At 64.0% G+C, this 22,759-nt stretch carries 17 protein-coding genes, 2 pseudogenes and 2 riboswitches; of the genes and pseudogenes, 5 read left to right on the plus strand and 14 right to left on the minus strand.

Annotation, left to right across the window (positions count from 1 at the left end; genetic code table 11):
• Positions 1-306: 306 nt before the first annotated feature.
• The 11 genes and pseudogenes from ABIC44_RS18720 to ABIC44_RS18775 all read right to left on the minus strand — a co-directional run bounded on the left by ABIC44_RS18720 (position 307) and on the right by ABIC44_RS18775 (position 14,120).
• Complete coding sequence (locus tag ABIC44_RS18720; protein WP_354296935.1) at positions 307-2,385, minus strand: TonB-dependent siderophore receptor; 2,079 nt, start codon at positions 2,383-2,385, stop codon at positions 307-309.
• A 469-nt stretch (positions 2,386-2,854) separates the two neighbouring features.
• A complete protein-coding gene (locus ABIC44_RS18725) occupies positions 2,855-4,060 on the minus strand; it encodes a carbohydrate porin (protein ID WP_354296937.1) in 1,206 nt (401 codons plus the stop codon).
• 54 nt (positions 4,061-4,114) lie between these two features.
• On the minus strand, positions 4,115-4,585 hold the full coding sequence (locus tag ABIC44_RS18730; protein ID WP_354296939.1) for a chemotaxis protein CheW: 471 nt from the start codon (positions 4,583-4,585) through the stop codon (positions 4,115-4,117).
• Positions 4,582-5,703, minus strand: a pseudogene (locus tag ABIC44_RS18735) (methyl-accepting chemotaxis protein); the annotation flags it as partial. The gene ABIC44_RS18730 and the pseudogene ABIC44_RS18735, both read right to left, overlap by 4 nt.
• Complete coding sequence (locus ABIC44_RS18740; protein WP_354296940.1) at positions 5,663-6,154, minus strand: MCP four helix bundle domain-containing protein; 492 nt, start codon at positions 6,152-6,154, stop codon at positions 5,663-5,665. The pseudogene ABIC44_RS18735 and the gene ABIC44_RS18740, both read right to left, overlap by 41 nt.
• 12 nt (positions 6,155-6,166) lie before the next feature.
• The gene (locus ABIC44_RS18745) at positions 6,167-6,364 is read right to left on the minus strand and encodes a hypothetical protein (protein ID WP_354296942.1); all 198 of its coding nucleotides are present in this window, start codon (positions 6,362-6,364) and stop codon (positions 6,167-6,169) included.
• A 1,122-nt stretch (positions 6,365-7,486) separates the two neighbouring features.
• Complete coding sequence (locus ABIC44_RS18755) at positions 7,487-8,026, minus strand: YbhB/YbcL family Raf kinase inhibitor-like protein (RefSeq protein WP_354296944.1); 540 nt, start codon at positions 8,024-8,026, stop codon at positions 7,487-7,489.
• A 91-nt stretch (positions 8,027-8,117) separates the two neighbouring features.
• Positions 8,118-8,876 carry a helix-turn-helix domain-containing protein gene (locus ABIC44_RS18760; RefSeq protein ID WP_354296945.1) on the minus strand — a complete coding sequence of 253 codons (759 nt, stop codon included), beginning with the start codon at positions 8,874-8,876 and terminating at the stop codon, positions 8,118-8,120.
• A 225-nt stretch (positions 8,877-9,101) separates the two neighbouring features.
• Positions 9,102-10,652, minus strand: coding sequence for a thioredoxin family protein (locus ABIC44_RS18765; protein WP_354296946.1), 1,551 nt, complete (start codon positions 10,650-10,652; stop codon positions 9,102-9,104).
• 23 nt (positions 10,653-10,675) lie between these two features.
• A complete protein-coding gene (locus ABIC44_RS18770; protein ID WP_354296947.1) occupies positions 10,676-12,838 on the minus strand; it encodes a TonB-dependent siderophore receptor in 2,163 nt (720 codons plus the stop codon).
• A gap of 76 nt (positions 12,839-12,914) precedes the next feature.
• Positions 12,915-14,120: an OsmC family protein gene (locus tag ABIC44_RS18775; protein WP_354296948.1), complete on the minus strand. Its 1,206-nt coding sequence runs from the start codon at positions 14,118-14,120 to the stop codon at positions 12,915-12,917.
• Positions 14,121-14,510: 390 nt separating this feature from the next.
• On the opposite strand from ABIC44_RS18775, the pseudogene ABIC44_RS18780 reads away from it, so the two are divergent.
• Positions 14,511-14,624, plus strand: a pseudogene (locus ABIC44_RS18780) (hypothetical protein); the annotation flags it as partial.
• On the opposite strand, the gene ABIC44_RS18785 reads toward ABIC44_RS18780, so the two are convergent.
• The gene (locus ABIC44_RS18785) at positions 14,607-15,329 is read right to left on the minus strand and encodes an acyl-CoA thioesterase (RefSeq protein WP_354296949.1); all 723 of its coding nucleotides are present in this window, start codon (positions 15,327-15,329) and stop codon (positions 14,607-14,609) included. The pseudogene ABIC44_RS18780 and the gene ABIC44_RS18785 overlap by 18 nt on opposite strands.
• A 106-nt stretch (positions 15,330-15,435) precedes the next feature.
• Positions 15,436-15,635, minus strand: a riboswitch (cobalamin riboswitch).
• A gap of 142 nt (positions 15,636-15,777) precedes the next feature.
• A riboswitch (cobalamin riboswitch) is annotated at positions 15,778-16,000 on the plus strand.
• Positions 16,001-16,126: 126 nt separating this feature from the next.
• Between ABIC44_RS18785 and ABIC44_RS18790 the strand changes: the two genes are divergently transcribed.
• Complete coding sequence (locus tag ABIC44_RS18790) at positions 16,127-17,110, plus strand: putative oxygenase MesX (RefSeq protein ID WP_354296951.1); 984 nt, start codon at positions 16,127-16,129, stop codon at positions 17,108-17,110.
• Complete coding sequence (locus ABIC44_RS18795) at positions 17,107-18,168, plus strand: methionine synthase (RefSeq protein ID WP_502959866.1); 1,062 nt, start codon at positions 17,107-17,109, stop codon at positions 18,166-18,168. Before ABIC44_RS18790 ends, ABIC44_RS18795 begins: the two co-directional genes overlap by 4 nt.
• Before the next feature lie 260 nt (positions 18,169-18,428).
• On the opposite strand, the gene ABIC44_RS18800 is transcribed toward ABIC44_RS18795, so the two are convergent.
• Positions 18,429-19,115: a GNAT family N-acetyltransferase gene (locus tag ABIC44_RS18800; RefSeq protein ID WP_354296952.1), complete on the minus strand. Its 687-nt coding sequence runs from the start codon at positions 19,113-19,115 to the stop codon at positions 18,429-18,431.
• Complete coding sequence (locus ABIC44_RS18805) at positions 19,112-19,798, minus strand: pyridoxamine 5'-phosphate oxidase family protein (RefSeq protein ID WP_354296953.1); 687 nt, start codon at positions 19,796-19,798, stop codon at positions 19,112-19,114. Before ABIC44_RS18805 ends, ABIC44_RS18800 begins: the two co-directional genes overlap by 4 nt.
• A 96-nt stretch (positions 19,799-19,894) precedes the next feature.
• Here ABIC44_RS18805 and pdxR point away from each other — a divergent pair, with 96 nt between their 5' ends.
• On the plus strand, positions 19,895-21,319 hold the full coding sequence (gene pdxR / locus ABIC44_RS18810; protein WP_354296955.1) for a MocR-like pyridoxine biosynthesis transcription factor PdxR: 1,425 nt from the start codon (positions 19,895-19,897) through the stop codon (positions 21,317-21,319).
• Positions 21,320-21,578: 259 nt separating this feature from the next.
• Positions 21,579-22,759, plus strand: a 1,181-nt coding sequence (locus ABIC44_RS18815; RefSeq protein ID WP_354296956.1) for a TonB-dependent receptor, incomplete at its 3' end; no start/stop codon positions are given.

The following is a 22,759-nucleotide window of genomic DNA, read 5'->3' on the forward strand; positions in this document are numbered from 1 at the left end:
TGATCCCGAGCATGACCTTCAATGTACCCCATGCCCGAAGATTACACCGTCCCGGTACGCTCGGGAATCCACAACCCTGTTTTCGGACGGTCTGGTTCCCAATCGGGAAAGCAGCGGCGGTATGCTCACACCACCTCGTGCGGCTCGTCCACGTCTAACGGCTCAACCCGTGCCTTGAGCAGGTCGAAGGTGGCAGGAGCGATACACAGGCTTCAGTGAGCGGCCTCGTTCCTGAGGGCAATGCGCTTTCGCGCTCGTCATCGGAGCAGCTTACGCCACCCCTGCGACCGGAGCATGCGCAGGGTGTCAGAAGCGGGCACGCAAGGAGCCGATCACCGTTCGCGCCGCGCCGGGATAGTTCTCGAGGCGTTGCACAGCGGACTCAATGAAATAGCGATCGGTCAGGTTGCGGCCCGTGACGGACAGTTCCAGCCCGGTGCGCGGGATCGTATAGCTGACCGTCGCATCGTAGGTCGTATAGCCGTCGACGAAGAAACTATTGTCGAGATCGCCGCTGCGCCGGCCAACGCGGGTCACGCCGCCAGCTACGGTCAATCCTTCGAGCGTCCCGCCAAGGACGTAGCTGCTCCACAACCGCCCCGACCAGCGTGGAACGTTGGTGAGGCGATTACCAACGGCGAAGGTCTTGTCCTCGCTAATCGTCGCGTCGAGGTGACTGGCGCTGGCGATCACCTGCCACCGCCGTGTCAGATGGCCCGCAAGGTCCAGTTCGGCGCCGCGGACATGCTGCTCGCCGGTCTGGATGGAGAAACCGGTATTGTCGGGATCGACGGTCGCGACATTGCGCTTGCGGATGTCGAACACGCTAATGGTGGCGGTCAGCCGGCCGCCCACGGGATCGAACTTGACCCCGGCTTCCCATTGCCGGCCCCGTTCGGGATCGAGGTAGCGGCCATCCGCCCGTTGACTCGTCTGTGGCTGGAAACTCTGCCCGAAACCGCCAAAGAACGAAACCGCGGCAACAGGCTGAAGCACGATGCCGCTGCGGAACGTCGTCGCGCCACTGTCGCGATTGGCACGCGCGGATGCGATCCGGTCGGTCTGGTGATCACGTACCTCGTCGTGGCGGACGCTGCCGAGCAGTTTCAGCCAGCTCGCCACCGTCACCTGATCCTGGAGATAGACGCCGTAGAGATCGGAGCGGCGCAGGAAGCTGGCGTTGGGCGTCATGCTGGGCGGGGTAGCCGTGTAGACGGGTGCAAGGATGTCGATCGCGGCGATGTTCGCCCGGTCGTTGACGAAATCGAGCGTGGCGCGGCTGTAGTTGATTCCGGCCAGCACCGTGTGGCCAATGCCGGCGGTGGCGAAGCGTGCCAGTGCCTCACCGCGAATATCCGCAGTATCCAGTTGCTCGGTACGTATCGTCGCGCGCCGGGTCAACGTGCGACCGTTGCTGGCGAGCGCGCGATTGTCGATCGCGTAATCGTCGTCGACGGTCGCCTCAACGTAACGCGCATTGAGCCGCAGTGTTAGCCAATCCGCCGCCTCATGGGCGACATCAAGCGACGCGCGTGAGCGATGCGCCGCTGTGCGCGACCAGGGTTCGGCCAGAAACCGGTCGCGCGGCAACGTGACACGGTTGTCGGCACCCACGACCAACCCGCGGTCGAACGGCCCGCGCTGGGTGGCATGATCGAGGTCGAGGTTGATGACGGTCGCCGCGCCCGGCGACCAGCGGGCGGACGCCGCGACGAACTGGCGTGTCGAGTCCACCGTTTCTGCCCCGCGAAACCCGCCAAGCGTCTGCGCCGCGCCGGTGACCCGTACCGCGAGCGTATCGGCGACCGGGCCGCTCGCCGTCGCCGACACCCGGGCGAAGTCGAAGCTGCCGCCTTGAAGCTCTATCTCAGCGGTAGCGCGGTCGGTCGGCCGCCGGGTCGATATATTGATAACGCCGCCAGGATCGCCCTGACCATACATGACCGAGGCGGGGCCTTTCAGAACCTCGACCGACTGCACGTTGGCCAGATCGAGAAACACTTCCGACCGGTCCGACACGCGGTTGAGCAGCACACCGTCGATCGCGTACCGCGGTGTCGCGAAGCCCCGCACCTGGAAAATCTCACCCCGATTGCCTGCTGTTGTGGCTGGCTGCACGCTCGAAACATTGCCCAGCACGTCGGTGAGGCGGATGCTATTCTGATCCTCGATCACGCTGCGCGTAACGATTTGGATCGACTGCGGTATATCCCTAACCGGCGTAGAAGTACGGGTCGCCGCATCTGTATCGTCATCGGTGTAGGTCGATCGTTCACCGGTGACGATAATATCGCCCCGTTGCTGTTCGGGTTCTTCCGCCTTTGCCAGCACAGGCGACGAAATCAGTAGGCATGGCAATGCCACGCCAGCGAGCCAGCAAATCATGAGGTGCTCCCTGAGTACACCCGCTGCGGGGCCTTATTTGATACTGACACCGGTTAGCAATAAGCGATTCTTGATGCAATCGCTTGCATGGTTGCCATATATCTGCCGGAAGGCTGCAGCGGGGGCTGCCCGCGGGGGGGCAGCGTGATCGGAACCCTGTCTACTGTCAGTGCCCCAGAGCCGACGGATTTCGAGGCTCGGGTTGGATGCGACGCTGTCGTCACCACCGCCGCGGCGTGGAGCAAAGACCGACGGTGTTCCTGAGCAGCCCAAGGGGCTTTCCAAGCGTATAGCCACAGGGGGCACTTGATGGCTCATGCCGCTCTTTTCACGCCGCTATGGTTAAGCTGAAGGCTTCGTTCTCAGCTGTATTGGGTTCTGAGAAGCCTTTCCATTTCCCGAAGTTCGATCCCGATCGGCACGGTGGCCGGGCTTAACGTACGATTTTGACCATCCTATCACCGGACACCTAATGGACTTTCCAGTCGAGAATGGCCCGCAGGCCTAGCACCACCACGCCCGGCGCATGACGCAGGCCCGATGGGCGATGGACATATTGGATATCGGGCTGAAGTGTCAGAAAACGCGCGACACGGTCGCTATAGGTCAGCTCGATCGTGCTTTCCGATCGCGTCAGAGGCGGCTTGTTGGGGGGATTGGCGCGACGATAGGCGCGGCTCAGGCCCGCGGTCGCCAGTCCGATCGAGACGAGCGACTCGGGACGTGAGGGCAGGACGCCTTGCCCGGTGACGCCAAGCTGTATCCCACCCGCAAACGGCGTCGTCAGCCCATCGGACACGCCCGCACGCAGAAAGGTGCGCCAATAGCCCATTTTGCTTGGGTGACCGATCAGATCCTGCTCGATCAACCCGTACAGGCCACGCGACGCGGCGGTATCGGGAGCAAGGGTGATGCCCGGCGGCAAGATCCGCTGCTGCCGGTTGCTGTAGGTCCAGCCGCCCAGCGTGATCGCCGTTCGCCCCTTGATGCCCGCCTCGGCAATGAACAGCGCTGATCGCGGGCCGCCTTTATCTGCCACGCCACGCGGGGCTCGGATGACGGCCGCCTGCACATAATAGTGCTTGTCCTCCAGACGGACGCGGATCGCTAGATCGGTCCGGGGAAAGATGGACGGCCCATTCGGTCCCGTCGCCGCCAGTTCCGACCCGATGCCGAAGGCGGGTGCGATCAGCGAGGCGGCCGAGGGATTGGCATAGAATTCGCTGTTCAGGTCGTACTTGCCAACCAGGATCGACCCACGCCCCCCGGAAAAGTGCTGTTGCACCCAGGCCTGGTAAAGGAGCAGGTCGGGACGGGTGACCTCGATATTGTCGACGCCCTGCAGCGTGCCCGCAATGTCGTTGGGCCGCGCACCGGCATTGCTCAGGGCGCCGACATAGGCGCTTGCCCCCTGCCAGCCCGCCGCACGTTCCAGGTCGAGTGATGCCATCAGGTCGACATTGTCGAGAAAGCGCGCGCCCCGCGGCCCATCGCCCGCCGCGACGCCGAAAAGGTCGGCCTTGTAGAGCAGGTCGAGGCTGAAGGTGCTGGCCTGCTCCTGTTCGCCCTCGCTACCGGTTTCGGAGCGTGGTTCCGTCTCCTGCGCCAAGGCAGGCGACGGCAGCGCGGCCAGCATGGGCATTGCCATCAGCATGATCGATTGACGAAGCGTCATCGACGTAATCCCCTTTGCGGCTGGCAGGGCTAGAGCCATGGCTCTAGCCCGCACTCACGCGGCGACCGGCTGACAGGCCGCGGCGGGATCGTCCGCCAGCGCGGCAATCGCCTCCATGTCGAGCAGTCCGACAAAGTCCTCCCCACGGCGAAGAACGCCGGACAGACGCCAGGGCCCGTGCTGCGGCACGATGGCGGGCACCTCCTGCCGGTCGGCATGCTCGTGACAGGCCACGTCGACGACCTGATCGACTAGCAGGCCCAGCCATGCGCCATCCCGCGCGGTTTGGACGATCAGGATGCGCGCATCGTCCCCGGCTCCCGCCATCGTGGTGGCGGCAAGGACGCGCAGGTCGAGCACCGCCACCGACTGCCCGCGCAGATGGATCAATCCCACCATCCAGTCGGGTGCGGAGGGCACGCGAAAGGCCGGACGTCGATCCAGGATCTCACGCACCTCCGTCACCGGCAGGGCGAACAGCGAACCACCGATCGCGAAGACGACCGCTTCGATTTGGCCGCTCATGCCGCGCGCTCGAACATGCGGCCTTGCTCGTCCGGGTTGCCCGACGTCAGGTCGAGCGCAAAGCTCCGCGACGATGCAGACGGCTTGATCGCCTTTGCGCTACGAGACTTGCCGGACGTGTTAGCGGCAGTCCGTTGCGCCGGGCGACGAGCACCACGATCCCGCCCCGCCTCATCAATATGGAAATAGGAAATGCTGGATTGCAACTGGCCAGCGTTCTCCGCGAGTTGTTCGGATGTCGCCGACATCTCTTCCGCGGCGTTAGCATTCTGCTGCGTGACCTGATCGAGCTGCTGGATCGCCTGATTGATCTGGACGGCGCCGATATCCTGCTCGCGGCAGGCGGCGCTGATCTCGGCAACCAGCTCGGCGGTACGGCGGATGTCGGGCACCAGCTTGACCAGCATCTCGCCCGCCTGGGTGGCGGCACCGACGGTATCGGACGACATGCCGCTGATTTCCGCAGCGGCCGTCTGGCTGCGCTCGGCGAGCTTGCGGACTTCCGCCGCAACCACCGCAAAGCCACGACCATGTTCACCGGCCCGCGCCGCTTCCACTGCCGCGTTCAGCGCCAGCAGGTCGGTCTGACGCGCGATTTCCTGCACGATGCCGATCTTCTCGGCGATAGTGCGCATCGCGATCACGGCCTTCTGCACCGCCTGACCGCTCACTTCCGCGTCCTGCGACGACTGGCGGGCGATCTTCTCGGTCTGGGTCGCGTTGTCGGCGTTCTGTTTTATGTTGGCGGCCATCTGCTCCATCGACGCAGAAGCCTCTTCCGCAGCGGCGGCCTGTTCGGTCGCACCCTGGCTCACCTGCTCGGACGAGGACGACAGCTGCTGGCTGCCAGCGGCTACGCTGGAGGCCGCTTCCGTTGCTTCGCCGACCACGGTGCGCAGCCGCTCAACCATCGCGACCAGCGCATGGCCCAGCTTGTCCTGGTCAGATAGCGGCTGATGCTCGACCGTTAGATCGCCCTGCGCAATTTGATCCGCCAGCGTGGCCGAGGCGCGCAGATTGTCGGTCATGTTATTCACGACATCTACGAGGTCACGGATCTCGTCGTTGCTTGGGATCTCAATATTCTGATCGAGATCGCCTGCCGCCACGGCGCGAAGGGCAGCAGAAACACGGCCCAGACCGCGCGAGACGATCCTGCTGATCCACAAGGCACCCCCCCATGGCGATCAGGAAGGCCGCAGCAGCCACGGCCAACAACGTCGTGCGCGATTGCGCATACAGCGCATCGCCGGCCTCATCCGCCTTCGTCAATTCCAACCGCTGGCGTTCCACGATCTTATCAACCGTATCGCCGATCCGCACGGCCGCCTTGTTGGCGGCACCCAGCGAAATGATCGATGCTTCTGCGTTGCGATTGGCAAGCGCCAGTTCGACGGCCTTGTCGGCGATTGACTTATACTCCGCCCAGCCGCGTTGCGCGTCGGCATACATCTCGCGATCGATTTCGTCCTCCGTGCGAGAAACTTCGTCGATCAGCCGATCGGCGCGGGCACGTTGCCGGCGCAGTTCCGCATGTTGCTTGGCCATGAAGTTTGTGTCGTCGCTCATCGTGAGATTCTTTTACGCCACGATCGACGACGTCATGGCATCGTTGAATTGCTGCATACGGTCCAGCGAGGCGACCGGATCATCCACCATGTTGCTCTGGGCCGTGTTCAGGGTCGACAAGCGATTCACGCTGAACCCCACGATGACCGCCAGCATGGCCAGAACGATCGCGAATGTCGCGACCAGCTTCACTTTGATCGTGGCTCGCATGCTTCTGCTCCCTGTTCACTAATATATGCCATGCGCGATAAAAAATGATGCAAAGTCAGTGTGATGACTTTGCCGAATAGCAATGGCACGTGATAAATTCAGCAAGGCTCTCTCGATCCTTGGCCAGATTGGTAGATTACAAAAATTTAATTTATGATTGGCTGGATGAGAGTGTTTTGTTAACCACATCGCATCTTCGTCTGTGAAACTTCTTAAATTCAGCGCCAACGTCCTGAATTCTTGAAAAAATTAGCCACCCCCACTCTGCGCGCAGTTCGCTGGAAAAAAAGTTCAACGTGCGGTCTTTGATTTGATTCCAAGCCAACATGACAGATGTGTCATTCTGCCGACGCCGCTCACTGGCCAATCTACCGGCAGGCGATTCGAACCATCGTTACGATGGCTGCCGCAATGCCGATTGCGGAAGTGAAGGGGGGGCGCATAGGCCGTATCGACATTAGGATTTCGAAACGGAGGTGAACGCTGATTCACAGTCATCCGTGTTGAGGCGCGGAGCGGGCGGTCGTGATCACGCGGCACGAGTTGAGCGAGGCGCTACGGTTGCGGATTGCATCGCTAGTTCCGGGCAAGGCGGCTGATCCTGGCTGGACGGGTGCGGACAACCTCCTGTCCGTCAACGGCTGTTTGTGGGTGCTGCGCTCAGGCGCACATCAGGCATCGTGAACAAAGCTTGACGGTGTGAATTCGCCCCTGATTCAGGGCTGCCTTCTGGGGGCAGGCTTGGGCGAGCGGATCGGTTTGTCGGATCAGGAATGGTCGCTGACCGGGTCACTGCTATTGGCCGAGCGCGGACGAGGCTGTCGTCCCGCTGGTGACAGCCTGCCTTCTTTGAAGGCATAATGCGGATCACGCGGGCAGGGGAGCAGTGGCGGTATCTGCCGGAGGCATATGGCAAGTGGAACAGCGACTTCCGACGCTATGGTTCTGTAAGCCCCGCCCATTTTTTACATGCTTTGGCTCATTTGCCGTCGCAACGGAAAGCGGCCAAGTCGCGCCAGCAGCAGCACGCCATCCCAAAATACCATCCCAGTGGGAATAGTAGGGCGCTTCCACTGGTTCCGGTATGGCGCCGCCGCTAATCTTTGATACCGGGACCGCGATCTATCTATGATAGGTGGCCGTAATCCGGGCCGTAGCGATCGTATTGGCGCGGATCATGAAGCCAGCCAGCGCATTGCTGGCGCCGAATGGCAGATCGAGCTTGTCGACCCCCAGTGCGTGGACCGTCACGACATAGCGATGCACCTCGCCGGGGGGCGGGCACGCTCCGCCGAACCCGATCGTGCCGTAGTCGTTGCGCAGTTCCGTCGCGCCGTGCAGCGCGTCCGCCTTGCCGCTCACGTTCGCGGGCAGGCGCTGCACCGACGCTGGCAGGTTGACGACAGTCCAGTGCCACCAGCCCGATCCGGTTGGCGCATCAGGATCGTAGACCGTCACGGCGAAGCTCTTGGTCCCCGACGGGGCGTTGCTCCATGCGAGGGCGGGCGACTGGTTGCCGCCTGAGCAGCCGAAGCCCGTAAATACCTGCGCGGGCGCCAGCATCGCACCTTCCGCGATCGACGGGCTGGCCAGGCGGAAGGGTTCAGCGGCCAATGCCGGCGCAGAGAGGGTGGCTAGCGGAAGAAGCAGGGCAAGGCGCATGACTGGTCCGATCATGAGAGTGGATGCCCGCTTGTACTGCGGATCACCGCGCAGGACCGTCGGCAGACGCTCGAAAACTGTCGGGAAACGCTCAGATAGCGCGGTTACGGATAGCGCGGGGCGGATGGCCGAAACGACCCCTGAATGCTTCGGTGAAGTGGGAAGGCGTCAGAAAGCCGCACTCCAGTGCGATCCGCGACACCGGATCGGCGCTGGTCTGCAGCATCAGCAACCCGCGTTCGAGCCGTGCGTTGCGCAGCACCACCGAGAAGCGCAGCCCGGCGTGCCCCAACCACCGGCGGAACGTCGCCTCGCTCATTGCCAGGGCGGTCGCGACTTCAGCGGCGCGCCATGGATGCGCCAGATCGGCATCGATCAGCGCGCGCAGCCGCTGGAGCGGCCCATCGCTGGCATAGGGTAGATGCACGCCCTTGTCGTGCAACCATACCAGCGGTTCGATCGCCCGGTGTCGACGAATGGCAGGGGGCAGGGTGTCGTTGCTAAGGGTGTCGGCCAGATGGTCGAAGACCGCGGCTGCCTCGGGATCGCCTGCAAGCACCTGCGGGACGCCTCCACCCTGCGAGCGAGCCGCCGCATCACCGAACACCAATGCAATAAGTTCAGGCGGATAGAACAATCCCTCCGCGCGGTAGTGCTTGTCCCGCGTCGGCCTGTTTTCCATCGTCACCAGAGCGCCGGCGGGAAAGGCCACGACATCCCCTGGTCTGGCCAGGATCGAGCCGAACGCTGGATGATGGATCTGCTTTTCGCCCGATTGCACCAGGCAGACGAACGCACGCGAGATGAAGACGTCGTCCATCGGCACGGCAGTTGCCTGGCCGATCGTCACGGCCACCACCTCTTCCGCCCCCGCCATCCGCATTCGCAAATTTGCCCCACCAGGTTAGTTCGATTCGGCGTGACCTCGGCTCACCTTCGCTGTCCAGAAGTTTCTCGAAACGCGATCGTCGTAGATAGTCTTGCTCCGTCCGACGTCACTCGATCGAGGCGTCTCAACGATCAGGGTTAGCAAGACGGCACCGATCGGCCGTGTCTGGATCATACCGACGATTCGTTAGGCGATCCCCGGTGGGAGCCAGTTGCGGCATGCGGTGGCGACCGCCGCATCCTGTTGTCCCGAACAGCTTTTCTTTCCGGCGGTCCGCAGCCGCGCCAGCGTCGCGCTACCGTTCTGTTCGGTGCCCCACGCGGCCAGTGCCTTGCCCAGCTTTTCCAGCCGCGTCCGGGTTCGTTGCCGGTATCCTTCGGGTTGGCTGGCCAGTTCGCTAATGACCGCGCCGGACGCCTTTTCGATCGCGGCATGGTCGGTGGGCGTGAGGCGCAGCAGTCCCTCGACGTAGGTCACACCCCACTGCACCCGACTAGCCGGGCCTTCGGACGTTTCGTAGCCACGCCGCAGCCAGTCGATCGCCTGCCGCCGGTCGCCGCGCGCCTCGGCCAGTTCGGCGAGCGCTGGCATGTAGTAATAAGGTGTGCGCGACCGTTTGAGTTCGGCTTCCAGCAACCGTTGCGCCCCGGCCGCATCGCCGGCATCGGCCAGCAAGTGCGCCGCGCCACTGATGACGGCCTGCCGTTCATAGGGACTGGTGACGCTGCGGTCGGCCCATGCAACCCTTTCGCGCACTTTGGCCAGCAACGCGGCGGCCGGTGGGGCGGCGGGCCCGGCGCGATCGCGGTACAGCGCGACCGCCGCGTCGACCGATGCAAGCCGCTCCGACGCGACAAGCCGGGTGTCCACGAACAGGGCGTCCAGTGCCCCGACGATCGCTTCCCCGATCCGCTGCCGATCCGCTCCTCCGCCAGGAACCGCACCATTGACGAGTTTCACCGCGCCATAGGATAGCGAGGCGCGGTTGGCCCGGACCTCTGCGGGATCGGCGAGTACCGTCGTCAGGGCGTGGCGCAGCCGGTTGCTTTCTGCGGGAGACAAAAGCGGGGCGGTATCGGGGCGGACGGTTTGCGCCTGTAAGAGGAACTGGCGTTGCAACCGGGCATCAGGGGCGGCGGCCGCCAACGCGGCCAGCGTCGTCGCCGCAGTGGCAGATCGGCTCGGGTCGTGCCACCCCCCATATCCTGCGAGCAACGCCCAATCGTCGTTCGACAACGATTGCCTCGACCGGACACGCTGCAGCAGCGTATCGACATTGCCGGTGCCGCGATGGACCGCATCCAGTGCCGACGCGACCTGTGCGCTATCGCCGGTGCCCGACAGCCGCGTCACCTCGCTCCGATCGGGACGCAGCAGTATTAGTGTCGGATAGCCGGTCACGCCGAACCGTTCGCCCCATGCCTGCGCTCCGGGCGTATCGCCGTCCAGATAGACGGGGATGACGTCGCGTGTCCTGCTGATGAAGTCTGGGTTGCGGAACAATCCGGCCTTTAACTGATTGCAAGGCGGACACCACACCGCCCCCCAATAGAGCAGCACCGGCTTGTTCTGTTCGCTCGCCTCCGCAAACGCATCTGCAACGTCGCCGTGGCGCCACGCGATCTCGGTGGCGGCGGTGGCTGTCTTCGGTGGTGGAGACGACCGGTCCTCTTCGCCACAACCCGAAAGCACGAGCAGCGCGGCGGCGGTAAGATACGTCCAGTAGCGCGGGGACATGCGGGCCTCCTTGTCATGCCGGGTCATAGCGAAACCTTCAGGTCGATGCTGGCGGTGCGCGGTTGCCCCGGCGACAGCGAATAGCAGCAGGTGCTGGTACCGCTGTTCCAGTAGCGGGTGTCGAACAGGTTCTGAACCTGTCCGCGCAGCGTAAGTTCGCGCCCGCCGAGCTGGAAGCGATAGTCGCCGCCCAACGTCGCCAGCCAGACCCCGGGGGTATAGACGGTCCAGTCGCGGGGCTGGTTGTTGAAGATCGCGGCCTTGCCCTGATAGCGAACCAGCGCCCTGAGGCCGACGCCGGCCAAGAAGGCGGGGTCGTAGGATGCATCGAACACCGCCGTTACCCGCGCGACGCCGTGTAGTTGCCGTCCGACCAGCCAGCGATTGGTGGCCCGTTCATGCGTGCCGTCGACGAAGGTCGTCGATGCGCCGAGGGATACGGTGGGGACGGGCACGACCCGCGCCGACACCTCGATCCCCTGATAGCGTTCGATCCCGTCCTGCACGAGCCGGTTGTCGTCGGTGACGAAGTTCGCCCCGCGGTCGAGCCGGAACAGCGCGACGGCGCCGGAGAACCGGTCCCATTCCCATTTGGCGCCGACTTCATACTGGCGACTGGCCAGCGCGGGCAGGATGTCGCCGACATTGTCGTACAGGTTACTGACGATCGTCCCTTCGGAAAGCGCCTGGATATAGCTGCCGTAGAAGGTCAGCGCCGAACTGGGGCGATAGAGCAGTGCGAAGGTCGGCGTGACGCCGTCGGTGCGATAGTCGCTGGTACGTTGCTGGCTGCGCCACGCCCATGCACGCGAATGATAGTCGGTGTAGCGCGCGCCGGCGATGACCGACACCGTGTCGGCGATGGTGATCGTGTCGCTGACGAATGCCGATTTCTCCTCGTTCCAGCCCAGCGGCCGGATTTCGAGGTCGCGGCGGTCGTCATAGGTCCAGCGGGCGAGGACGGGTCGGAAGATGTTGCTGCCCGCCTGAAAGGTCGCAAGATTTTCGGCATGACGGCCGAGGCTGTCGCGCCAGTCGAGCCCGAGATTGAGCTGGTGCGCGAGGCCGAAGGTAGCGAACTTCCCCTCGACGAACACCGAACCCAGTCGGTTGCGGTACACGTTGCGCCCGTTGAACAGGCGCAGCGAATAATCCCCTGCCTGGTTGAGCAGCATGATGCGTTCATAGGGCAGCCGGTGGTCGTTGCCGACCTGTCCGCCGGTCAGCCGGACATACCAGTCGGGGTTGACCTGCCACGTCAGGCTGGTGATCGCGGAATACAGGCGCCCGTCGGTATAGGTATCGCGCGAGGCGAAGCGCGTCCGCCCGCTGACCGGGGCAGGCACCACCCGGTCGCGGTAGGTCGGCACCGCCGGGCTGGCATTGCCGCCGACCACGAAGCTGGGTTCGGCGCCGTCGATCTGGTTCCGTTGATAAAACGCATCGGTGCGCCAAGCGATATCGGGCGAGAGGTCGACGCGCAGCCCGATCGCCGCGCCCTGACGCAAAATCTCACTGTCCGCATAGGTCCGGCCGAACTCCTGGACCGCGTTCAGCCGGAACCCGACTGGCCCGACCGTGTCGCCGATATCGACATGCTGCCGGAACAGCGCCGCCGACTGCCACCCAACGCTGATATTTGCGAGCAGCGTCTCGGTCGGCTTCTTGGTGACGAAGTTGATGACGCCGCCGGGGGCGGCATAGCCATAGATGAAGCTGCCGGCACCCTTGAGCAACTGCACTTGTTCGAGGAATTCGGGTGGGGTGTCGGCGCCCTGCGAGTCCCGCAGCGGTACGCCGTTGTAGAGTTGGGTCCGTACCGCCGCGCCGCGCACCGTCACCCATTGCGAATGGATGTTGTAGCGGCTGCCGCCGTCGCGGGTCACGCTGGCATCACCGACGAAATAGTCGGCGGTGGTCAGCGCGCGCAGTTTCTCGATATCGTCGCTGTCGACGCTGGTGATCGAGAACGGCGTTTCGAGGTTCGAGCGGGTGCCGAGCGCACCGCCGCTGATTTCCTTCTGCTGCTTGCGGCCGTTAACGACGATATCGCTGTCGGGACTTTCCTTCGCTTCCTCCGTCTCCGCGGCGTCGGCGCGCGGCGGTGTGCCATCGCGCGGTTCGGCAAAGGCGGACGGTGCGGCTAGGAGTGCGGTCGCCGCCAGCAAAAAGGCGCAGTTCTTCATGATTCTCCCCAAGGATAAGATGTGATGTCGGGCACCGTCTGCGGCGCAGATCGCGGACGTGCACCGTGCGGGCGCTTCAGCGCGCCGCGGTGGCCATTTGCGATTCGTACCGGCCGCGTACGATCCGGCCGGCGATCGACTGCGGATCGCGCAACAGGTTGTAGATCGGGCAGGACGCCTCGACTGCGTCGCGCAATCCATCGATCCGCGCGGCCGGTTCGGGCGATGCGATCGCCACAGTATAGGCGATGTCGCGGAACCGGGCCGCCGTCGCCCCGTCGCCGCGCGGCGGCAGGACTGCGCGGGTGCGCACTTCCAGGCCATCCAGCACGATGTTGCGTTTCGCGGCCTCGATCTCGAAGATATGGGTCATGCAGGTCGCGAGCACGCCGACCAGATGCTCTTCGACCGTCGGGGCGAGGCCATTGCCCGCGCGGTCCGCCCGGCTGTCGTGCAGGATATGGTAATTGCCCTTGCCGGTCCGGGTGGTGCGCAGGCCGCTGTGCGGTTCGATACGGGCATGGGCGCGCAGCCCGGTCGGCGGCGCGGCGGTGCCGGCGGCGGCGGCCTGCGCCAGTCGCGCGATCGCCTGGCGCTTTTCGACCAGGAAATCGCGCAGTCCGGGCGGCGCACCGGCATCGGGTTGCGCCGCGCTGACGGTCAATCCGACGGGACCGTGGGCGATCGCCTGCGGATCGCGCACGGCGGCCAGCACCGGCGATGCGCGTTCGACATCCTGCCGCAGCGATTCGAGGTCGGCGTCGCTGGCCGACGACGCGATATAGGCGGTGTAGGCAAGGTTGCGGGGATAGGACACCTTACGCGTGCGGGCGATTTCGGGGGCGTCTGGGTGACTGGTCAGGACGATGTCGATCGCGTCGACGGGCAGCTTGCGCCGTGCTGCCTGGGTCGCGAATTCGTCGGCCAGCGCGCTGGCCAACACCGCCGCGAACGTGTCCCACGATCCCGCGCCCAGATCATAGCCAGCATAGCCGCGGTCGCTATCACTCAGATACTGGAAATCGCCGATCCGCAGGCGTCGTACGCCCGAACCGCTTTCCGCCGTGGCCCGCGTTTCGATGACCTGCTCCGCATCGGGGCTTGCCTGCGCCGCGCGTCGGCGGGCCAGCACCTGCTCTAGCGACGGGGCGGCATCCGGTTCGGACGCGAACGTCGGCGACGGGACGGTTGCCAGCATGGCGACGCCCGCCAGCACGGCGATCGCACCCCGATGCGACCGTCGTTCGTGTCGTACGGCGCGCGGCCGCAATCGGTTCGGCATGAGCCGTTCCCCCTATGATTCTGATCTGGCGCGGCGGCCCTCTCCCCGGACCGATGCATGACCGTCGCGGCCCCGTCTGAGTGCCTCGCGAACCAGGCAAGCTTAGGTCGCCGGCCCGCTTCCCGGAACAAATCATATCTATCAAGTAGGAATAAAAGGGATTGGTGTCACTCGACCGGTTTCGAGCGGATATGGCTCATCCGCTGTGGGGTAGAGTAAGCCTCTTCGTGGAGGGGCTGTTGCACGCTTGCGGTAGAGAGCCGACGCGACTTTGTCCGGCTTCATCGGAGCCGGAGTCATACTTGGCGCGGCGGAATCGATCGGGACACCGGCTGCGGTCAAGTCCGCTGCCACCTATTCGAACAGAAGGATCGGTCAATCGCGCTCGGCATCGGTGATACCGCGTCTAATATTGGTGCGCTCATCACCCCGCTGGCGATCCCGGCGCTCGCGGTCGCATTCGGGTGGCAGGCGGCGTTCCTCGTCTCAGGCGCGCTGGGGTTGGTGTGGGTGGCGGCGTGGTTGACCGTCAAACTGCCACCGCCGCTCCCCGACGGCCAAGGATCGACGCGGATAGGGGCGTTCGCCACCCTCTTGGGCCAAGCGCCTCGGTGCCACGGTGATCGGGAGCGTGGGATCGGACACCGAGGCCGCGATCGCAATCTCGCATGGGCTCGATCCGGTGATCTTCGGGCGTGACGCTGACTTCGCGGCCGAAGTGCCCATCATGCAAAGCGCGTCGCCGCCATAGGGGGTGCCGTAATGGCTGGTCTGGTTCGGGAAGATCATGTCGACCATTCGCAACGGCTGCGCCGCATCTCTCGGAACCGTCTCACCAATCGGGGGCAGAGGGTCTTCGCTTCCGACGGCAACGAGCGTGAACCGACCACGGGTACATAGCCGTCGTAGGCCCGATACCGATGCCTCCGCGATCAGTTCGACCTCGACGTCGAGCGAGTTCCGGCCGCCCCCCACGACATGGCCCGTCACCTCCACCATGTCTCTGATCTTGGCTGGCGCTGCGAAATCAATTTTTTCCGACGGCGCGGTGACGAAGGCAGCACGGCCGTGACGAGACGCTGCCAGGAAGGCGATTTTGTCCATGTGCTCCAAAGCCACCCCACCGAATAATGTACCGTGGTGATTGGCATCGCCGGGAAAGAGCATGTCGATCAGCTGGATGGGGGTGCTGCGGTATTCCTGTGACATCCTGATCCTCAACCATTCGCGAGGGCATCCAGACGCCAGCGGCCAATGGGAGAGGTGTACCTCTTCCCGCAGCAACGCAGCGGCCAGACCGGGCACCCCGCCGGTGGTCGCTATGGCGTCGAAGGCAGGTCTCTTGGCTTGCAGGTCGTCATAAAAACCCCGGCCTTCCCGGCACCCAGGCGCCAGTGACACACGAGGGGATTTCTACTCGCCGCTTACAGTTGCGGGGGCAGCATCGGCATCGAACCGATTTCCCGTCTTAGCCTTCGGCCATCCGGCAAAGGAACCTTGACCGTGCCGGGGTCGCAGAAAACGTCCCTTCAGGTCAAGATCAGGGGGGCCGACAGCGCATGGCGTGACCGACGCCACACGATCACGACGGCGCTTCGAACGGGATCAAGATATAAAGATATCTTTATATGATCGTTGACTCCATCGGGCTGATGGTGTTGAACGGATATGTCGAGGTTCCCCATCCCAGGCGTGGCGATGGGGCTAAGACGGGAAGCCGGTGGTGTCCTTTGGGGCAGAATCCGGCGCTGCCCCCGCAACTGTAAGCGGCGAGTGGCGGCTCCATTTCGTGTCACTGGGTTCTCGCAAGGAGCCTGGGAAGGCCGGAGCCACCGCGTTGACCCGTGAGCCAGGAGACCTGCCTTTCGACGCCATAACGTTCCTCGGACGGGGGTTCCTCCGGTGGATCGCGCTTGATGCGACGGTCCGTGGCTTGCCGCCATCCGGGCCTGTTCACGCCTTGCGCGCTTTCGCCTGACCTCCCGCCCGCAAAGCCTGGGTGAGTCATGACGAATAGCGGGTTCACATTCTCGATCAGCCATATCCCGTTCGACGAGGATTATCGTCCCGCCGACAACACGCGCATCACCACCAACTTCGCCAATCTCGCGCGTGGGGACAGCCGCCAGGAGAATCTGCGCAACACGCTGGTGATGATCGACCACCGCTTCAACGCGCTGATGCACTGGGATAACCCCAGGGGCGATCGATACACGCTGGAGCTGACAATCGTCTCGGCCGCGCTCACGCTCGGGGACGGCGCGGACGACGAAGCGTTTCCGCTGATCGAAATCCTGCACACCACCGTGACCGACCGGATCAGCGGCGAGCGCAGCGATGGCATGATCGGCAACAACTTCTCGTCCTATATTCGCGATTACGACTTCAGCGTCGTCCTGCCCGATCACCTGAAGGCCGGGGGTGGCGGCGCGCCGGAGGGGTTCGGCGATCTGCATGGCAACCTGTTCAAGCATTTCCTTGGATCGAGCGCCTACCGCGACCACTTCCGCAAACCCCCGGTCATCTGCCTCAGCGTATCGAGCAAGGGGGTCTATCACCGGACCGCCAACGTGCATCCGATCCTGGGCGTCGAGTATCGCAACGACAAATTCTCGTCCACCGATCGGTATTTTGCGAAGATGGGCATGAAGGTGCGGTATTTCATGCCGCCACACAGCGTCGCGCCGTTCGCCTTCTACCACATCGGCGATCTGGTCAGCGACTACACCAACCTCGAACTCGCCAGCACCATCGCGACGATGGAGACGTTCCAGAAGATCTATCGCCCGGAAATCTACAACGCGAACTCGGTCGCGGCGGAGCATTATCAGCCGAGCCTGAGGTATCAGGACTATTCGCTGACCCGCATCGTCTACGATCGCGAGGAACGCAGCCGCCTCGCCGTCGAGCAGGGCAAATTCGCCGAAGAGCATTTCATCAAGCCGCATTGGCCCGCGCTTCAGCGCTGGTCCGCGACCTGCGGACTTTGATCCCCACCCACACGACAGGTATTTGCATCATGACGACATTGTTGCCGACGACGACCGCGGGCAGTCTGCCCAAGCCATTCTGGCTGGCCCAGCCTGAGACCCTGTGGTCGCCGTGGAAGCTGGAGGGCGAAGAGTTGGTCGCGGGCAAGCAGGATGCGCTGCGCCTGGCAGTCGACGATCAGCGGCAGGCCGGCATCGACATTCTGGGGGACGGCGAGCAGACCCGCCAACACTTCGTCACGACGTTCATCGAGCATCTGGACGGCGTCGATTTCGAGAAGCGCGAGACGGTGCGCATCCGCAACCGCTATGACGCCAGCGTGCCGACGGTCGTCGGAGCCGTCTCGCGGCCGACGTCGGTGTTCGTCGATGACGCCCGTTTCCTGCGCGCCCAGACCGATCAGCCGATCAAATGGACGCTGCCCGGGCCGATGACGATGATCGACACCCTGTACGACGCCCATTACCGGAGCCGGGAAAAGCTGGCATGGGAGTTCGCCCGCATCCTCAACGAGGAAGCGCGCGAGCTGGAAGCAGCTGGCGTCGACATCATCCAGTTCGACGAACCCGCCTTCAACGTATTCTTCGACGAAGCGAACGACTGGGGCATCGCCACACTGGAGCGCGCGGCCGAAGGGCTGAAGGCCGAGACCGCTGTCCACATCTGCTATGGCTATGGCATCAAGGCCAATACAGATTGGAAGAAGACTCTTGGTTCCGAATGGCGCCAGTATGAGGAGACCTTCCCCAACCTCCAGAGGTCGAAGATCGATATCATCTCGCTCGAATGCCAGAACTCGCACGTGCCGATGGACCTGATCGAACTGATCCGGGGCAAGAAGGTGATGGTTGGTGCGATCGACGTCGCGACGGACACGATCGAGACACCGGAACAGGTCGCCGACACGCTGCGCAAAGCGCTGCGCTTCGTCGATGCCGACAAGCTCTTGCCCGCGACCAATTGCGGGATGGCGCCGCTGGCGCGCAACGTCGCACGGGGCAAGCTGAAGGCGCTGGGTGCTGGCGCGGAAATCGTACGTCGAGAGATACTCGGCTGATCACGGCGGTGTTGGATCGCCAGCGCGGGATGGGTCCCAGGCTGGCGAGAAGCGCCTACCTGTGGCACCTGCAAGATTGCCCATAGCTGCCCTATCGGGCGATCGACATTGGCGGACAATCACCCACCCCTTTGTCCCAAAACACCTATCAAACAGAATATTGAGACACTGGATAAACTGCCATTTCACCATCCCAACAGGAATGCCTCTGCTATGCTGGCCGCCGCTCCAATGAAAAGCACCGGTAGGCCGGATCACCCTCAAAGCGGCTTCCTGGCGACGCCATTCTCGTCAAAATTGTCGTCGTCGAGCCAGGCCTTGAAACGATCACGTTGTGCAGGCCACTCAGGCGCCAGGAGGGAGAACCATGCGGTATCACGACGACGGCCCTTCACGATCCCGTCGCACCGCCATGTCCCTTCATGGGTGAAACCGAAGCGGCTGGCAGCGCGGATAGACGCTACGTTCAGGGCGTTGCAGCGCCAGACGACCCGGTGATAGCCGAGCGCGTAGGCATGGTTCATCATCAGGAATATTGCTTCGGTCGCGGCGCGGGTGCGCTGCAGGGCGGGTGAGAACCAGATGCTGCCGATCTCGATGGCAGCATCGTCCGGCGCGATATCACAGAAGGAGGCCCAGCCCGCAGCCGTTCCGCTGGCTCGCGGGATCACGGCGAAGAAGGGTTGCCGGCCGATCCCGGACAATCCCGCGACATGCGCGGCGAACGCCTCCTCCGTCGCGAACGGCCCATAGCGCAGATAGGTGAAGGAGCGATCCGCCCCTTGCGCGACACGCCAGAGATCGGCCGCGTGCGCCATCCCGAGCGGTTCGAGCGTAACGGTGCTACCGGCATGGATATCGAACCCCGGCAATGGCGGAGCCGGACCGGTGACGACGGCACCGAGCGGCAGGTCGTCGGTCCGATCCGGCCTGGGACCGGCGATCACCGTAGCCGCCCCGATGCGAGCAGGGCGGACAGGCCCGCGGGGAAAGCGATATCCCCGCCCAGTTCGGGGGCGGGTTCGGGTGCGGCGAAGGTGCTGCGGATCGGCAGCACCCCGGCCCAGACCGGGTGCGCCGCCTCGTCGCCGTCGCCGGGCGGCTCGGCCCGTGCCTTCACGCTGGCTTCCTCAATATCGAGGTACAGGACACTGGTTGCCTTCAGTTCCTGCGTGCTCATCGGCCGCAATGTCTCCCAGCGACCGGGGAACAAGCCGTCGGTGAACCGCCGCAGCGCGTCGGCGATCGCGTCGGGTTCCTCGACGACCCGCGCGATGCCGAAGACCATCGCCGAGCGGTAGTTGACCGAATGATTGAAGGCCGACCGCGCCAGCACATAGCCGTCCATATGGCTGACGGTCAGGCAGACGCGCTGCCCCTCGGCCTGACGCAGGAAGCGACTGGCGGCGGAACCGTGCCAATAGATCCGCTCCCCCTCGCGCCAGTGGATGGTCGGCGTGACATAGGGCTCGCCATCGATGACATAGCCGACATGGCAAAGCGGCGCGGCGTCAAGCACCGCATGGACCGTGCCGGCGGCATAGTCCGCGCGGCGATGCCCACGCCGCACCCGGCTGCGTTCGGTGATCGGATAGGCGTCCTTGTCGGATGAATGATCGGTCGGTGTCATGTGGCCCCCTTGCCTGTTGCGGGGCCGCCGTGTCAGGAAAGCGGATTGCTGCATAATACCACTTGCGCAAAGATCGGCAGTCCAGTTGAAAGGGACATGGCCGCCACACATCCTGCCACCTGGATCCTGATCGATCGCCGCGCCGGGTATCTCGAACGACAGATCCATGACGCCATCCGCGACCGGGTTTTGGCGGGGCAGCTCGTGGCAGGCGAGCGCCTGCCCTCCTCGCGTGCGCTGGCGGCGATGCTGGGGGTGGCGCGATCGACGGTCGTGGCGGGCTATGAGCTACTGCGTGCCGAGGGCTTCGTGACCGGGCGGGCGGGGTCGGCGATGCGGGTGGCCGACCTGCCTCCGCCCCCCGACGGCGCACGCCCCGCGCCGCTGCCACGAGTGTCCCCGCCGGAACCCGAACCGGAACGCTTCCTGCCGTTCCGACCAGGCCTGCCCGATCTCGACAGTTTCCCACACGAGATCTGGTCCCGCTGCCTCAGCGCCCGTGCGCGCCATCTGCATATCCATGACCTCGGCTACCGCGATGAGAACGGTCTGCCGGCACTGCGGCAGGCGATCGTCGATCATGTCACGCGGGCGCGGGCCGTGCTGGCCGATCCCGAGCAGGTCATCATCATGCCGTCGACCGCGGCCATCCTGGCGCTGCTCGCGCGGGTGCTGCTGCCAGCTCGCGGCCGGACCGTCTGGCTGGAAGAACCGGGATATCGCACCGCCCACGACATCTTTGCCGCGGCAGGCGCCGCGATGGTGCCGCGTCCCTGCGATGCGGAGGGCATGACTATCGGGCATGACGATCCGGCACCGTCGATCATCTACGTCACGCCGTCACACCAATATCCGACCGGCGTGGCGATGAGCCTGACGCGCCGCATCGCCCTTCTGCACGTCGCCGCTGCGCACGAAGCCGTCATCATCGAGGACGATTACGACAGCGAGTTCCACTATGCGTCGCGCCCGCTGGCCGCCTTGCAGGGGATCGATCGCGCGGATCGCGTGGCCTATGTCGGCACCTTCTCCAAGGTGCTCGCGCCCGGCCTGCGCGTGGCCTATGCCGTCCTGCCGGCGTGGCTGCTTGCAATGGTACGACCTATCCTGCGGCGCGAGGGCGGGTCTGTGCCGATCCATGTCCAAGCGGCGATGGCCGATTTTCTCAACGCCGGACATCTCCGCGCTCACGTCCGGACGATGCAGCGCGTCTATGCCGAACGGATGACGGCGCTTTGCGATGCGTTAGCCGCCGTCGCCGGAGATATGCTCTGCGTCGAGCCGGCCGCGGGCGGGCTGCAACTGCCCGTCTGGTTCCGCGACCAGCGTATCGACGATCGCAAGGTCGCCCATGCGCTTCAGAACCGGGGGATCGGCGCGATGCCGCTTTCGCCCTTCCATGCGGCCATGCCGCGCCACGGCCTGCTCTTCGGAATCGGGGGTGCGACGGATCGGAATGTAGCGCGCCTCTCGAACGTCATTGAACGTAATTGGCCATTTTATGGCATTTCGACGTCTTGAACGCCGATCCGGTTGTTTTCGAAACCGCAGCTATTTCAAGAACGGTCGCGCCGTCTCGCGTGCCGTTCCCAAACGGGAAGGTTGGGAGGGCCTATCAGAGCCGCGGATCAAGGTATGCCAGGATCGGTGGGGTGTGGTTGTCCGGGACCACCGTGGTCCGTCCGCAATGTAGATTCTAGATGTCGCTTTTTGCAATGATATATCGTACCATCTATATTGGAGGCTCGGGGGGAAAGCATCGATGAGAGAATCTGTTACGGTGGTGATTGTTGCCGCCTTGTCGATGCTGCCCGGCGCCGCGCTGGCGCAGATCGCTGACGACCAGCAGACGAACCCGAATGATATCGTCGTGACGGCGACGCGGACCGAGAAGCCGATTATCGACGTAGCTGCGGCGATCACCGTGGTCGACAATGACGAACTGCGCAGACGCGGTCTGACGATCGGGAGTGATGAGTTCCGCGGCATTCCCAGCATCTTCTTTCGCCGCACGGATGGCGATGCAGAGGATGATTTGCAGTTCTCGTTCCGAGGCGTGACCGGTAGTGCCGGAGGGGATACGTTCCTGGCACTGATCGACGGCATACCATTCGTCGGTCCGGATGAGCAGGTGTTGCTCAACCAGATCCCCTACGGGGCGATCGGCCGTACCGAGATCATACGTGGACCTGTATCCGCACTGTACGGGCGCGGGGCGACGGCCGGCGCGGTCAATTACATCACGCACAGCCCGGGCGTCGACAGCACGACTGCTTCGCTGACTGCCGGGACGTACGACTATTTTCGCGGGGAAGCGACCTTCGAGCGGAAGATGTTCGGCGATGGGGGTGGGGTACTCCTGTCCGGCTTTTACGAAGATGACGGCGGATGGCGGGAAAACTCCCATCGAAAGCTGCTGAACCTATTCGGCAAGGTCGTCGTGCCGATCGGCTCGGACACCACCCTGACGGCCTATGGCAACTCTTTCAATCGAAAGGTCGAAGTGCCGAGCAACATTCCCCTGCTCGGCGACGGGACCCGTGTCGCCGTTGCAGGAGGCCGTCGGGGCTACATCGGTTACTTGCCGAACGACCTGGACACCAAGGGAGGGATCGGCGCTCTCAGGCTTAGGCACAGCTTCGGGAGCGATGTCGAGCTTGTGCTGACCGGGCAGCATCGACGGTTCGACCGGAACAACAGCTTCAATCTGTACGTCAGTGGCAGCGTCGATCCGCGGGCGGAAGCCTATGCGGTCAACGGCTTTGCGCGGCGTGACGAGAGCAGTGTCTGGATAGGCGATGCGCAAATTACGGCTCGCTTGGGCGCTCACACGATCGTGGCCGGTGGCAATGTCGAGCATGCCCGGAGGGAGTGTCAGGAATTTCGTGTGCGGGCGGGCATAACGGGAAAGAAGGAGCCCGATATGTCCCGACGCAAAGAGCCTGCGATACCGAATGAGCT

The organism is Sphingomonas sp. 1185 (assembly GCF_040544655.1).
Classification (GTDB): Bacteria; Pseudomonadota; Alphaproteobacteria; order Sphingomonadales; family Sphingomonadaceae; genus Sphingomonas.